Source organism: Bradyrhizobium sp. CCBAU 53421 (assembly GCF_015291625.1).
Lineage (GTDB): Bacteria > Pseudomonadota > Alphaproteobacteria > Rhizobiales > Xanthobacteraceae > Bradyrhizobium.
The window spans coordinates 8025725-8040832 of the sequence record NZ_CP030047.1 but is presented as its reverse complement, the minus strand read 5'-3'; the positions used below and the strand labels follow the sequence as shown (position 1 = coordinate 8040832).

General features: G+C 57.8%; 7 protein-coding genes. 5 read left to right on the top strand and 2 right to left on the bottom strand.

Annotated elements, in window-relative coordinates; genetic code table 11:
* The first annotated feature begins 581 nt into the window (after positions 1-581).
* On the top strand, positions 582-788 hold the full coding sequence (locus XH92_RS37360; RefSeq protein ID WP_137479464.1) for a hypothetical protein: 207 nt from the start codon (positions 582-584) through the stop codon (positions 786-788).
* 700 nt (positions 789-1488) lie between these two features.
* Here XH92_RS37360 and XH92_RS37355 read toward each other — a convergent pair.
* On the bottom strand, positions 1489-2583 hold the full coding sequence (locus XH92_RS37355; protein WP_246787962.1) for an asparagine synthase-related protein: 1095 nt from the start codon (positions 2581-2583) through the stop codon (positions 1489-1491).
* A gap of 1054 nt (positions 2584-3637) precedes the next feature.
* On the opposite strand from XH92_RS37355, the gene XH92_RS37350 reads away from it, so the two are divergent.
* The 3 genes from XH92_RS37350 to XH92_RS37340 all read left to right on the top strand — a co-directional run bounded on the left by XH92_RS37350 (position 3638) and on the right by XH92_RS37340 (position 8478).
* Positions 3638-5284: an ABC transporter ATP-binding protein gene (locus tag XH92_RS37350; RefSeq protein ID WP_246787961.1), complete on the top strand. Its 1647-nt coding sequence runs from the start codon at positions 3638-3640 to the stop codon at positions 5282-5284.
* A gap of 700 nt (positions 5285-5984) precedes the next feature.
* Positions 5985-7373: a S10 family peptidase gene (locus tag XH92_RS37345; protein WP_371818110.1), complete on the top strand. Its 1389-nt coding sequence runs from the start codon at positions 5985-5987 to the stop codon at positions 7371-7373.
* 154 nt (positions 7374-7527) lie between these two features.
* A complete protein-coding gene (locus XH92_RS37340) occupies positions 7528-8478 on the top strand; it encodes a carotenoid biosynthesis protein (protein ID WP_194456520.1) in 951 nt (316 codons plus the stop codon).
* A gap of 974 nt (positions 8479-9452) precedes the next feature.
* Here XH92_RS37340 and XH92_RS37335 read toward each other — a convergent pair.
* Complete coding sequence (locus XH92_RS37335) at positions 9453-10769, bottom strand: MFS transporter (protein WP_194456519.1); 1317 nt, start codon at positions 10767-10769, stop codon at positions 9453-9455.
* A 920-nt stretch (positions 10770-11689) separates the two neighbouring features.
* On the opposite strand from XH92_RS37335, the gene XH92_RS37330 reads away from it, so the two are divergent.
* Positions 11690-15103 carry an autotransporter domain-containing protein gene (locus tag XH92_RS37330; RefSeq protein WP_246787960.1) on the top strand — a complete coding sequence of 1138 codons (3414 nt, stop codon included), beginning with the start codon at positions 11690-11692 and terminating at the stop codon, positions 15101-15103.
* The last annotated feature ends 5 nt before the right edge of the window (positions 15104-15108 follow it).

Genomic DNA, 15108 nt, shown 5'->3' with positions numbered 1-15108 from the left:
GAGCACCGTGTGGATCTTGTGGGGGCAGCCGCGATCGAGAGCTCTGAGGAAGTCCCGCACCTGATGGTTGCAGCCGGTGCCGCCGTCGCTGTCGCGACGAAGTGCGCCCAGCAACCATATCGCCCTCGTTGGCAAGTTCTGGTCAGGAATGCACTCTCGCTTCATTGGCAGTATGCCGCCGTACTTGAACGGGCCCAAGCCCTGCGGTGTAGCCTGTAGCGTAGCCGAACAAACGAATGGAATTTCGTTGATCGCCGCAGTCGTCGCATCCGTCATAATGAGTTCGTTTGTGCACTCATCAGGAATGTGACTCACCCCTTGGGCAGCACATGTCCAGTCTCCAAGCAGTGCAAGCCATCGGGCCGAGACGATGCAGTTACTGCGTTGTCCGATTGCTCAGATCAATGCGGACCGCTTCGAGGCCGGCGAAAAGCCGAACGACTCATAACCGAGCCCGCGCAGATGTCCGAACTCATCCATCTCGTAGATAGGCCTGATCAAAAAAATCAATTTTACCACTTGTGGCAACGTCATATATCCATGAGGACGGCTTGGGGCCGATCTAAGGGAGCGACTTTGGAATGAAAAAAATGCTGTTTGTAACTGCGAGCGCCATCGCGCTTGCAACGGCGGCAGTGCCGGCCTGTGTTGCTCAAGCCGCCGCTCAACCCGTCGCTGCCAAGGTGCAGGTAGCCGACACGTCATATCCTCAATGTGCGGACGATCCGTTGGATGGTATCTGCGATCTGTTTTTCTGTTTGACCGATCCGGCGTGCGTACAGCACTAACCAAGATACAAGCCAAGCAAAAAATGAGGATCGACGCCTCGCTACGCGGCCGCTCGTGGGAACAGCGGCCGCGCCCTCTTGCGTAAAGAAAGTTGCGACCCGCATCGCAAGCCGTTCCGGTTCCGCCGCTGGAGCATGATCGCGTGGAACGGGTGTTCCAGCACAGAGTGGCCATCAAGGATCATGCAAAGCACACCGCGGAGGTGCACGCTATCATCCGAGCGCGGGACGGGAATCCAAAACGATAGCAATCGTTGATTCAATTGAGACCTTGACTCTCGATATGGAAAGGCCCAGCGACGCGCGGGCATCGCAGGTCTGTTAACGGCCCGTAGTCATAAGGGCTAATGCGTTCTCCAGTGGAGGTCTGCTGGTGATCTAACGGCAAGTACTAGCCGAAGAGCGTATCCATATCACTTATGGCTTGCCAAGATCCGTGACAGAGTGTGCGCCAGAACGGCGCCTTCCTTCGCGGGCGACCCGTCTCCAGAAGACCAATCTATGCGACGTAAAAAGTGGCTAAGCGGCATGCAACACAGAGACAAACGATAGCGTCCAGTGTCGCGTTCTCTGCCGATAGCCCCGCCGCTGCACGCCGACACCGTCTCGTTCCATCGTGCCGATGGGCGGGAACGTCCGATTCTCAACTTCTCTTTGATGTCGGAGGTGTCCTAACAGGCGGTTGTTGATGGTGAAGCTCTCAACAGAGTTGGCGAACGAAGCGTTCCGCCCACAGGAAGCGGACCAAGGCGCTCGTTGCAGAAAACTCGTGCGTTGTTAACACCCTATTCAAGAGCGCCATAACGGACTCTCGCGAAACCAGGCCAAAGTCGGCTAGGGCGCAAGAGGAAAGCTGCGATGAAATCGTGTCTGCATGAGCCGCAATCGCCTTTGGTAATACAAGCGCAAAAGTCTCCTTTATTTGACCGGGCGGAAACACATCACGGCCCAGCCGACTACGCAGGTAGGAGCGGAATATCTCCTTGCCCTCCCGAAGTGCAAGTGGAAGCTTCGCTGCAGTATCAATCAATCTTCGATCGCCTAGCGGGCGAACGGGCCAAAGTCCGCGCTTTGCGAGTGGACGAGCATGACAAAGGCTTGGGAGCAGAAATGTGGATACGGTCGCGCTAAGCGGCGCGCTAAAAAGGAAAGATGAATGAGCCGCGTCGAGCGCGCGCTTCGTCAACATGCCTTCTGCAAGTTCAATGGCGATCTCCAGGTGACGCGAAGACGGAGATCTGGCGGGACCCTCTTCGGCGGTGCAGCAAGCGCAAAGCTCGTCGCCGCCTATGCCGGACCAGACGATTTGGCAGCCGTCCGCGCGAAACCGGTCCCAGAGCGCCTCAAACGCCTCGAGGTAATACTCTGAAGCGAGTGGCAGGCGTCGTTCTGGCGCGAGATCCAGACCAATCGCCGGCATGTGGGTATGCATTTCAAGAGGGTGATCGCGGCAATTCAGTGCGCTCAGAATGCGCGCTCGCCGATCAGACTGCCTGGGGCTGCTCCCGTCGCCCAACAGTATGCCGCCACACCTTACGGTTTTCACGCATTTGCCAACAGCAATCGCGACCGAAGCCGAATCCATACCTCCGCTCAGCTCAACAGCGCTTGCACAAATGCCCGTCGGCCGCGACAGGACAACTTCCTGCAAAGTATCCGCAAACTCAAGGAGACCGTTGCTCTGCTCCCGCCCAGAGAGCTCCTCAGTGAACGGGTCCGATGAGCCGTACTCAAAAGAAGTGTCCGACCTGTCGACGTACAAGGTTGCGCCGGCAGTCAGTAAGTTAGTCCCCACGCAGGGCTGCCGCCGCAGAGTAAAACGTTCTCATCGACAGGTGATGAGCTATGATCTCTGCATCAATCGCTCGCGATGTACTCAAACAATCGACGAAATCCCAGGAGAGTGTAACCGTACGAGTGCGTTCCTCCACGTGGAAGTAGATCGGCAGGCTGCCGATATGGCCGGCTCGTACCCGCAAGCGGGGAACCTCGGCGGGCGGCCTCGATCACGACAAAGTCAAGCGGCCAGTGCATGCATTGTTGGTAGTGCTGACGAAGCTGATCCGCAGAAGCGTTAGCTGTGGCGACGGGGCGGGTGCCGAACTCGTCTGCTACTCGTTGACGCTCCCGTATGACGAAGAACCATTGGTCAGAGTTCTTTAGCAAAAAGCTCTCAAGGCTCTTATGCTGGAATGGCCGGATGCAGCTTTCACCGATTGCTATTGAGCAGTCTCCGACGGCGGGATCGAAGATTTCCAGATCACCTATTCTCAGAGTAGCCTTGAGCATTGTTCTGGATGCAAACTCGAGCGCCCCTCGTGTGAGGGTGAGGGGCGGCAACAGAGAGTGAAGAATGATGCAATCAATCTTTAAGCCAGCCCTCCGTGGCACTATCGTTAGGTAGAGGTCCCTTTGGCGTCTTAATAGTGGGGGGCGGCAGAACCGGTAGAGGAAGGTCAGTCGCATCAGACGCGGGCCGTTTGCGTGGGTCTGCAGTTGCACTCTTCATGTCGTGTTCCTTGCGGATCGGATTCTTGTCGTCTCGACATCCTATGCTTCAGTAAGAGGCCGATAGTGTGGCGCGCCAGTTGTCGGCCACGACACGACGTATCTCATGTGAGAAACCGGGCGGCAATCTACCAAGACTGGCGGGGTTGCATGACGACGCTGGACGAAGCTCATTTGAAGCCCACCGGTTAGCGATAGCAAATTTCGGTGAGCCGGCATCGAACACCTTTACACAAGTTCGTTTCAAGTCTAGTTCGTGCGAACGAGGCGATGCCGCTCTCTGCGCAAAGCAAAGCACGCCGGTCCCTCGACGTGTCGCAGATATATCAAAGTACACAGCGTTGTCGCCGATTTCCGAAATTTTGCATGTGTACTGGCGGTCCGATCGGTGCCTGCTTTTCGTCGTTGCCACGGTGGTGCTGATCTCAAGCGCGAGCAGCGTCGCAGCCCCCTATGTATTCTCGTGTCTGATTGATCGTCTTCCGCGCAGTGAAGGTACGTCGGTGCTCGCCTGGGGGTTCGCCGGCTATGCGGTCCTGCTTGGCATAGCGTCCGCATTTCAGCGTATGCTGCAGTATCTTTCCTTTATGACAGCAGAGAACCTGGGCTTTATCGCAGCAACTCGCTTTTTCCACCGCATCCTGAGAAAGACCGCGGCCTTTTTTCTTGAGAACAATCCCGTGGAAATACAGAGCGCGGCCGCGCGCGGGCGCAGCGCGTTGATCACGATGGTCCAGCTTGGAACTACGATCTTCTTGCCTGCTGCCGCGCAGCTTCTGCTTACGATCGCTACTCTAGGCGCGCTCGTCAATATTCAGGTCGCCGCAATCGTCGTCGCTTATGGGACTGCCACGATTACATTGACCTGGAGTTCGACGCGTCGGGCGCGCGTATTTCTGGACCGGGCCGTCGATGCCGGACAGGAGAATGCACGGTTCGTCGGTAACGTCATGAACGCCATGGACACGTTGCGCCATTTTGGCAGTCATGCCTGGATGAGCCAGCGCTTTAGGATGAAAGCGCAGGAGATGCGCGATAACTTCCGGTCCTACGTGCTTCAACGACTGCCCTACATCGCCGTGCTCGGCTTAGCCGTCGCGCTACAATTTGCCGTCACTCTTCTCCTTCTAGTTCCCGACTACCAGGCCGGCGTGGTCTCGATCGGCGACATTGTGCTATTCAACACGCTTATACTCCAACTCAGTATGCCCTTCGAGATGGTTGCGCGCGCGATCTCTGACGCGTCGAAGTCGCGTGCCGACCTCATCCCTCTCACCAGACTGTGGGGCGCACCAGAAGAGCGGCGAACGTCCCATGCTCATGATTTCACGCCCACCGCTGGCCAGCTATCTTTCGAGGACATTGGTTATGCCTACGAAAACGGCCGTGGCGTCGCGAACGTCTCGTTTTCGGCTGGACGGGGCGGGATTACCTTTCTTGTTGGCGAAACGGGATCGGGGAAGTCGACAATCTTTAGGCTCGTCCTGAAGTCAATCGAGCCAGACTGCGGCCGTATTCTGGTCGATGGAACCGATATAACGGGTATCGATCGCACGGATTGGTATGCTGCAGTTGCTGTCGTGCCGCAGGACGTAATGTTGCTCAATGAGTCGCTGGCCGACAACATTCTGCTAGGTCGGCCCCGCGATGAGGCACGCCTTCGCTGCGTGTCGGAAAAAGCCGCTATTCTCCCATTTATCGAGGCGCAGCCGGACGGATTTGAAACGACTGTTGGAGAACGCGGTTTGAAGCTTTCAGGCGGGGAGCGCCAGCGTATTGCTATAGCCCGTGCGCTCTATGGCGAGCCAGCGATCCTTCTTCTCGACGAGGCCAGCTCCGCCCTTGACGAACGAACCGAGCGGGACATCATGGACCATATTCGCAGCCTAGCGGAAGATGTGACCGTGCTGGCGATTACGCATCGCAGAGGTGTCATCTCTACAACCGACGTCGTCGTCGATCTGACCCCTTGCGCTTTTCAGGCGTAGGCGAGGCGCATGCTCAGCCGCGCGTCTGCCGGTTTATGATTGCCGATTACGGAATGTCTGCAAGTTAGACGAACCAAGCCATTGCGAACAGCCGGCCGGTAAATCCGGTGGCTAAAGCTGGACAGAACGGGACGTTCGAGCTGCCACGTCGTCTCGGGAATATCCGGCCAGGGTTCATGTTCAGTCGATTTGCGATTCAAAGGCGCGACAGCTGGCATGGAATAGGTAACAGGTGAAAGGCTGGTTCAGTCGAGCTCAATTCTTCTGCGTCAGCCGAGGGATGCATCTTAGCCAATGTTACCCAACGCTCGTTTGAAAAGTCGCTCAAGACGGAAAATGAGGGATTAGCCCAAGTGGAAAGCGATCGACTTCAATGGTCCGCGTAAGCTGTTAGCCGCCCAGCTTTCGGAAAATACCATTCTAGTTCGCGGTAGGGTGGTCGCCACTACCGGATCTAGTGGGTTTGTAGTTCCTCGGCATGAGCTACTGGTAAGGCCGTTGTGACGTCATGTCTCGCGTACCAAGGTGCGCGCCGGACCAGGAAAACCCGATGCAGCTGATCGCACTGTACCGCAGTTCTCTTGCACTGATTCTGTTTGCCTGCGCGGTGATGGGAAGCGCGCAAGCCGACGATCCACCGCGGCCCGCCCGGGTCACGACGCCGTCCGGCCAAAACAGTTGCGCCGGCCAAACACCGAGTATGCCGTCTGCTGCTGAGCCGCATCGCTTGCCGCCGGATTCCAGCACCAGGCACACACTCGAGCTCCCTGGACGGACACTTGCTTACGTCGCGACCGCCGGTTCCATCCGCCTTTTCGACGACAAGGGCGAGCCGCAAGCTGACATCGTCTATACCTCCTATCAGCTCGACGGCACCGATCGCGGCACACGCCCGGTAACGTTCTTTTTCAACGGCGGACCAGGCTCATCATCGGCCTGGCTGCAGCTCGGCAATGCCGGACCTTGGCGGCTGCCGATCAATGCTGACGAGGTCACGCCATCGACATTTCCGGAGGCGAGGCCAAACGCGGAAACCTGGCTCGATTTCACCGATCTGGTGTTTCTCGACCCGGTAGGCACCGGCTATAGCCGTTTTGTGAAGACCAGCGATGACGTGCGCAAGCACTTCTTCTCCGTTGAGGGCGACGTCAACTCGCTCGCGCTGGTGGTCCGCCGTTGGCTCGAAAAGCATGACCGGCTGTTGTCGCCGAAATACATCGTGGGTGAAAGCTATGGAGGCATTCGTGGGCCAAAGGTTGTGCACCAGTTGCAGATGCGGCAGGGCATAGGCGTCAAGGGCCTGATCTTGGTCTCGCCAAGACTAGACTCCGGCCAGTTCGAGCGCACGAGCCTGCTGCAATACGTCGCAAGACTGCCGAGTTATGTCGCTACACTGCGTGAAGCAGAGGGGCCAGTAAAGCGAGCCGATCTCGCCGACGTGGAAGCTTATGCGCGCGGCGAGTATCTGGTCGATCTTATCAAGGGCCAGGCGGACAAGGAAGCAACCATGCGTCTGGCCGACAAGGCTGCGGCGCTGACCGGCATTGACAAGGCGGTGAGTCGCCGGCTTGCGGGCCGCTTCGACCCAGCCGAGTTCCGTCGTGAATTTGATCGTAAGAACGGCAAGCTCGTCGGCAATTATGACGCCTCGGTGCGTGGCCTGGATCCATATCCGGAGTCGGATCTTCACGTTTCGAGGGATCCCTCGAGCGATACATTGCTGGCGCCTCTGACGAGCGCCACGGTCGATCTCCTGACTCGCAAGCTTAACTGGCGGCCCGGCGGCTCGTATGAGCTATCCAACGGCGCTGTCGTCCAGGCTTGGGACTTCGGCCGCAACCCTCCCGAATCGCTCTCCGAATTGCGCCAGATCCTGGCAACGGACCGGGCCATGAAATTGCTCGTCGGGCACGGCCTGTTTGATCTCGTCACGCCGTATTTCGAGTCACAAATCCTGCTCGATCAGTTGCCGCCATTTGCCTCGGCTCCGCGCGTCAAGCTTGTCGTTTTGCCCGGCGGCCACATGTTCTATTCGCGGGACAATTCGCGGCAAGCTTTTCGTACAGAGGTCGAAGCGATGATGAAGTAGTGCAGACGACGAACTTGATCACAGCAAGGTCGCGTTGCGGCGCGCGCAATCACATTCTCAACGAGCGTAGAGTAAATCCTAGCGCCCGCTTCGAGGTGCGAGACGCCGGTTACGATTCGTTGTGTGTTCCGTCACTTACAATGGGGCAAACACGATGAGACGAGACGATGTTTCCGGCAATGGGCTCTGGACTTGGCAGAAAATTACCCTTTGGGCTTCTATCGCCAGCATTGTCGCAGCCGCAATCGGCTTCTCTTGGAATCCAAGTCCTCTCGCGCAAGCGCTCGCGGCACTCTTCATCGCCTGCGCGTTGATCCATGCCTCTCTTAACTATGGTCTGCGCCAAGCCTCAATACTGTTTGTTTTGTGCAACGCGATTGCGTTCACAATGGAAAGCCTTGGCACCGCTACGGGCTTTCCATTCGGCCGCTATCATTTCGAGTTGGGCGCGGATCTCCCCAATATCGGCCTCGTTCCACTCATCATCGGACCGTTCTGGTTCGGGGCTGGCTATTTTTCGTGGACAGTGGCGTCGATCCTACTTGATGGGGCCGATCGTCAGCTCGATCAGACTTTCAACTTGATCGCTCTGCCAGTCGTCGCCGCGTTCGTCGTGACCCAATTGGATCTGGTGATGGATGCCCCCAATGCGACTATCGCCAAGGCTTGGATATGGCACGACGGCGGTGGAGTGTTTGGTGTTCCTCTCTCCAACTATCTCGGCTGGCTTCTCACTTCATGGTTGATTTTTCAATCTTTCGCGCTCTATCTGCGCCGAAGTTGGATCCTGACGCTTCCAAGGATGGACTTCAAGTTGTCGTTGACAGGCATCCTTTTCTATTTAGGTGCCGGTCTTACACACATCGTGCCCTGGATGATGGGACAAACAGGAGAGGCCGTTGACGCCAGGGGATATGGCTGGCAGGTCCACGACATCCGGGAAGCCACTGTCGCAATCCTGTTGTTGACGATGGTGTTTACGGCGCTGTTGGCAGCGCTGCACGTCCTGCGGCTGACGAGTTCGAATAGCTCACCAGTTGCGTTTGGGGCAGAGCGGCGTTCGTGCCACACTATGGGTACAGGCTCTAACGCCCGGACGAGATGATTGGATTGGAACGGGCTCACCGTAAGCGTTGCTAAGCCACTGAGCTCGCTTGGGAGGGGTTCGGGCAGCGCGGTCATGATTGCGCCGGCATCGAACTGGCGGAGTTCATCCGGGAATGTCTCGGGCAAACTGGCCAGCGGTTGCCGCGGGCGTTGAGCACCTGAAGCGTTGCTCTAGCGGCGGCCGCCTCAGGGTTCGTTGGATCGCGGTCGTGACCCGTGCTCTGGTCAATGATCCGACCCGGCCCGCTGCGGCCAGAGTGAGACCGCACAGATGACTTTGCCGATGGACTCGCTCGGAAGCTTCGGGAGCAGTGGGTGATGCCTCACTGGGGCCGCCCTGGGTCCATTAACTGCCTCCTACGCCAATCAGGAAGGTGCGCCGGATCGGTGTTTTTCGAGTCGATAGGTGTCATGCGGATGGATGATAAGGGACGAACAAAATTGCAGGCGATCAAGGCCCAGGTTGCGACTGCCAAACACGCCGATCCATGCGCCCGGGCGGTTGCAGCCAAGCACAGGACGTCCGCACGGAGTCCGAGGCGTTGACTAGCCTGATACTATTTAGGGTCCATTCCATTATCCACCGCCAGATCGAGGAGAGATCAGCGGGACCCGTCAGTGTGGATAAGCATGTGACGTTATGAGGCTTAGCTGTCGATAAGCTGACGGGCTTCGGAAGAATTCCTTTGCGGCATGAGCGGTCAATAGACTGACAGGAATTTTGAGGGCCCAAGACGATAGCGGCGATCTTGGTTGGAAGAGCGCGGCAGGCAAGTTCGCCGAGCCAACCCAAGCCCGACAAGTAGGCCCGGCGCAACACCAGAGCTTCCTTAGAAAAATCAAACGCTTCATCGAGACAACCGTTGCCATCGCCCAGGCCGATCTACTTCCTTGCCGGAAGACATGACGCAGCGCGATATGTCCGGAGAGTGACCTGTGACCAGATCGTCCAGCGCTGCGATAGGCTTGGCTTTATTCGCAGCGCTTTGAAGTTTTCGGCGGCGCGGTCTCGGGCATCATCAGCATGGCGCAGAGACCGGCGCCGCTGGCGACAAGCATGTACCAGGCGGGCGCCAGCGTGTTTCCGGTAACGTGGATGAGCCAGGCAACGATGGGTTGAGCTGTACCTCCGAAGATCGCTATCGCAAAAGCGTAAATCGTCGCAAAGGCGCCACCGCGAATGTTCTTGGGTAAACTCTCGGCCATACTCACATAGAAGGCGCTGTACGGGATCGTTCCGACCAGGGTGAGTGCGCCGAGGCCTCCGAGAAGCGCGATGGCACTGCGGCTCTCTACGATCCACAAGAACACCGGATAGGTCATCAGCAAGGCAGTGATCTGCGGCCATATCATGATGCAGCGGCGTCCGGCCCGATCCGCGAGCCAACCGCCCAGCAGCGCGGCAGCAATTGCTACCGTATTGGTGACGAGCGTGGTGGCAAAGGCGAGAGGCGCAGAAACTTGCAGGGTGTTCAGCGCATAGGTGGTCATATATCCCGTGACGTAGGTGATAATCGTGCAGCTGGCCAAAACAACGAAACCCAAACTTATCAAGCGGCGAGCGGCAAGCGATCTCCTTACAGGCCGGACGACGGGAGCCGGCGCTTTGGGGCGGTGCAACGTTTCGGGCAGGGCGGTCCGCAACCAAAGTCCAAACGGCAGCGTAGCGGCGCCAAGCAGAAGTGCGATCCGCCATCCGTACGCATAAAGTGCCTCGCTTGTCATGGTGAGGGAGAGTATTTCTCCGACCAACGCTCCGGCGGTTGCAGCTATCTGCTGGCTGGCAGGCTGAAACGAGACAGCAAGACCGCGGGCCTCCGCCGGGGCGGCTTCCATCAAATAGGCGGTCGTCGGGCCAACCTCACCGCCCAGCGCGAAGCCCTGCACCAAGCGTGCGAAAATAACCAGAAACGGAGCGGCAATTCCTATTGTCTCGTACGAAGGTGTAACCGCCAACACAAGGATCGCGGTGCTCATCATTGCAAAGCTGGTGGTCATCGCGGGCTGGCGCCCGACCCGATCCGAGTACGAGCCCAGTACGATGGCCCAGATCGGTCGCGTCACAAAACCGGCGCCAAACGTCGCGAGCGACATCATGAGGCTGGCGAACGGGTCGCTTGCCGGGAAAAACGCCTGACCGATCTGGATAGCGAAGAAGCTATAGGTCCCGAAGTCGTAGAATTCGAGAATATTGCCGATCGTTGCACCCAACACGGCGTGTCCGGTCAAGCGTTGGTCTGCCGCAATGAGGACCGGCCCCAGCTTCTTCCGAGTGAATTGCCCGGCCATCCTCGATCCGTCTCGAGCACGATCGCCGTGCTCGAACATTTAGATCGGCCAAGTCGCGCACGTTGCATTCCACTTTCTCTAAAGGTCGTCTAGCTTCAGATGGCTGGCTACGCGCTCCGGAGCTCCACATGTGCCTGACGCAGGCCAGGGCGAGCTCGGGGCGTTGAGTGCAATAAAAATGCCTGTCTGCTGCAGCTCCTTTTATTAGATCTTGAACTGATCGATCGCGGCATCGCCAGCGAAGATGAACAAAGGAACTGCGCTGCAATTTGTCGGGCGGGCCGGTCGTTGTGCTCCCGTGCAATGGCGCGTTTGCGACAATATTGGCGAGCACCGAACAGGCAGTGACCACTTTTCACACGAAGGACCGCCGCGTGCTGCTGCGTTCGGCTGGTTGCGCACGGTAGGCGGATCAGGCGATTTGGCCCGGCTTTTGCTCTGCTGCTTGTTAGTTGCGCGCGGCCGCCGCCTTGTCGGATTGGTCTGCTGCAGAATGCAGGATCTTCGCGCGATCAAAGACAATAGGGGTTCGCATTGTTAACGTCACCATGAAACTGATCGACATCGGCGCGGCGCCGCAGGCATCAAGCGGTCATAGTCGGTCAGGCGAGCCGCGGCTCGGCGGGACGCAAATGGCAAATGTGATGTGCCAGAATCTGAGCTCCAGGAATTTGAAATCAAGTCACCAGCTATGGGGACCCACCTCCGTGAGTGGACTTGGTTTCATCAAGGCCAACCCAGGGAAATAGCCTTCCTTTTGCATTGACGCGCTGCCGTCGGGCTATGGCCCCGCGAAGGTGCACGGCCGAGTCTGACCAATACGCTCGCGCATCTGCGTGCATGGGCGCGCAAAGTTGGATTTGGCAGAGCGCGCCCGCAATCAATGCCTCGAGCAGACCCGCTCGAATAGAAAGTGTAGTATGAAGACGAAGACAGTTACGACCATCATACTTGCGGTTAATGCTTTGCTAGGTTCGCCCAGTAGGGCCGTTGAAACTTACGATGTCAGCGATTCGAACGGCGTGCCCTTCATGCGGGCGCGGATATTCGGTATCGGCGATGGCCCTTATTGGGAAGGAGGTGACAGCGGGCAGCGTTCGCTCCGGAATTTGCCGCAGTGGGAAGTAGATCATTCGCTTGCGGCGATTCGGCATTGGGCCGAGATCATCAACGTCATGCCGGGGCAGTCGCCGGCCGTCGTCAACATTGGTGGAATTCGCGCTAACACCGCATATGCCAATTTCGATACGTCCCCCGGTGGCGGCACCAAAGTGCAGGCGGCACTCACGGGTCAAGATCCGGGCGAGCTGCAATACGGCGCGCATGCCATGGTTACAATCGGCCAGATGGGGTTTGCATCCGAAGCATACATCCCTTCGCAATTGCCGATGACTCCAAAGATAGGTCTTACTCCGGTAATGATCCATGAGCTCGGCCATGATCTCGGCATCGGCAGTACTATCGGCTATGAACCATCCCCGGATTTCCCTGGGCTGCTATCAACCTATTTCCCGGAAAAGACAAATGCCTGGACAGAGCATTTGTACGACGACAATGGCAAACAAGCCAAACCTGGACAGACGATCTATTGCGCCGTCTGCGCGAACCCGCGAACTGACGAGGTTTTTGACCTGCGTCGCGATCGGGGGTATTTCGCCGGCAAGCATGTGAGTGAAGTGCTCGCTGGCGCGATGCCAGGTATTCCGGTGCGAGTGATGGACGAGCATGGTCAACGCCGGGATGTTCCCTTCGCCTCGCACATCGAGCTTAAGAACAGCCTGATGAGCCACCAGGCATACCGCAACTACACCTCTTTGATGGAGGCGGAGATCGCCGCCTTGCAGGACATCGGCTACAGCATCGATCGGCGCAAATTCTTCGGCTATTCAATCTACGGAAACGGCCTGAATCTGGTAAACGACCATCCCTTCTTCGCTCGTAACGCCGACGGCACCGGCTATCTGCCAAATACATACAACATAGCCACGCTCGGACTAGGGCTGCACGTCTATGGCAGCGGCAATGCTGTGGTTCAGCATGCCGACCTGCTTTCGAAGGGAGCAGGCGGCGCCGGCATCCGCGTCGATGGCGAAAACAATCAGATCATAATTCCGCCTGGGACCCGCGTATACGCCGACGGCGCCTATGGGCGCGGCGTCATTTTCGCCTATGGCAAGGATCATACGTTTACTCAGCGCGGAAACGTGCAGGCTCTCGGCGAGCATGGCATCGCAGCAAGTTTTGACTTTGGCAACAACGCGATGGGTAATGACTATGAATATCGTGGATCGTATATTCGCACGATCGGCAATAAAGCGGCGCCGATGCTGAACGAAATCGAGGGTCCCCTCGTCAGCAAGTTCGATCTGACCGGGCGCCTGGCTGGTAGTCATGCAGCGATGTACATGTCGAACAACGGTTATGTCGGCGAGATCAACGTAATGCGTGGCGCAATGCTGTCAGGGGACATCCTGTCTGACTACGCCCAGCTTGACGAGAACGGTGCTCTACGCCTGACCAAATTGACATTCGGTATGACGCCTGATGCGAACGGTCACTCAACGCAGGAGCCAGACCAAAGCTTTGCGGCCCGTTATGAAGGGAATATTATTGGACGCAACCTGTCGTTGCAGTTGTCGGGCGGCGTCACGCTGTTTACCGGAAATCATGAACTGTATGACGCAACTGTCGCACAGAGCGCAACCTTGTCCGGCAATGGCAGTTATCTGCTCAATACCGATGGCCGCTTCACCAATAGCGGTGCTGTCGCGCCGCTTGTCGGTCGCCTTGACAACAGCATAACGGTAAATGGCGACTATGTGCAGACCTCGACCGGTCGCTTGCAGGTCGCGGTGAATGATAGCGGTGCGTTCAGCCGTCTGGTGGTGAACGGCAATGCGACGCTCGAGGGCACGCTCACGATCACCCCGCAGCGCGGCTGGTATGGCAGCGGCTTCAGCTTCTCCTCCAACCAGTGGCTAACTGCAACAAATCTCACGGGCTCGTTTACGAACGTGACGACATCGCTCCAATCGCCAACCTTGCTGGCGAGTGCTACGGCCGAGGGCGGCAACACCTATGCGTTGACACTCTCCCGCCCATCCGATGCTTACTCACGATATGGGGCCGATGCCAACAGCCGCGCGGTAGGCGCGGCGCTCGATCAAGTCGCCGGCAACGCTGCGTCGGGGCTGCACCCGCTCGTCGCGGCACTCGACTTTTCCTCGCCCAACGGCACGGCGGTGACATCTGCGCTGCGACAGCTCTCGCCCTCCATCTATGCGTCCGAACAGGGTAGACGTATCAATGACAGCTTCTATGCGCGATCGGCGGTCTACGACCGCCTGGAACAGGCGTTTGGCGGGGCGCCATCATCAGCGATGGCGGCAATCGGTTATGGTCCTGAGCAGAAAAGGCCGGGTAGCGAATCTGCCTCCGCCATCAGTGCGATCGCCGCGGTGTCTTCTAATCCGCCATCCTATGACCTGCAGGGTTATGCCGCGTGGGCTTCTGCCTTTGGCGGATGGACGACCCAATCAGGTGACGGCAATGCCGCAAGCACCAGATCCAGCATCAGCGGCTTCATGACCGGGATCGACAGGCCGATATTTGAGGACTGGCGCTTCGGTGTTCTTGCGGGCTATAGCCGCTCCACTTTCAAGGCTGACGCGGCTTCTTCTTCAGGCCGCAGTGACAATTACACGGTCGGGACCTATGCAGGCACCGAGTGGACCCTGCCGGAAGGAACCCTCGCCCTCCGCTCAGGCATTGCCTATACATGGCATGATCTTGAGATGAGTCGCAACGTTCGGTTCCCAGGGTTCAACGACAACTTGATCTCGGATCACGATGCACGCACTTTCCAGATCTTTGGAGAATTGGGCTACAAAGTCCATCTCGGCAAGTATTCCATGATCGAACCCTATGCCAATCTCGCCCACGTTCGCGTCGCGACGGATGCTTTTTACGAAAGGGGATTGAACGGGGCGGCGCTTGATGTTCGCGCTGACACGATGGATACGACGCTCTCCGCGCTTGGCGTCTACGCGACCACCCGTGTTCAACTTGGCCACATTGCCATGACTGCGCGCGCTGACGTTGGCTGGCGTCATGCCCTAGGTGACATTATTCCGCTGCCGACTGCCAGCTTTGCTGCAGGTTCCAGCGCGTTTGCAGCTTCAGGCGTATCCGTTGGCAAGGATGTGGCACTCGTGAAATCCGGTCTGGACTTCCAACTTTCGAGCAACAGCACCCTTGGCATCACCTATCAAGGCCAGTTCGGTTCAGGCATCACCCAGAACGGACTTAATGCCACCCTCAACGTGAAGTTCTGATACGC

What these genes read in the sequence shown, in the direction of transcription:
- XH92_RS37360 (WP_137479464.1), top strand. Translation starts at nt 582, where the DNA reads ATGAAAAAAATGCTGTTTGTAACTGCGAGCGCCATCGCGCTTGCAACG.
- XH92_RS37345 (WP_371818110.1), top strand. Translation starts at nt 5,985, where the DNA reads ATGCCGTCTGCTGCTGAGCCGCATCGCTTGCCGCCGGATTCCAGCACC.
- XH92_RS37340 (WP_194456520.1), top strand. Translation starts at nt 7,528, where the DNA reads ATGAGACGAGACGATGTTTCCGGCAATGGGCTCTGGACTTGGCAGAAA.
- XH92_RS37335 (WP_194456519.1), bottom strand. Translation starts at nt 10,769, where the DNA reads ATGGCCGGGCAATTCACTCGGAAGAAGCTGGGGCCGGTCCTCATTGCG.
- XH92_RS37330 (WP_246787960.1), top strand. Translation starts at nt 11,690, where the DNA reads ATGAAGACGAAGACAGTTACGACCATCATACTTGCGGTTAATGCTTTG.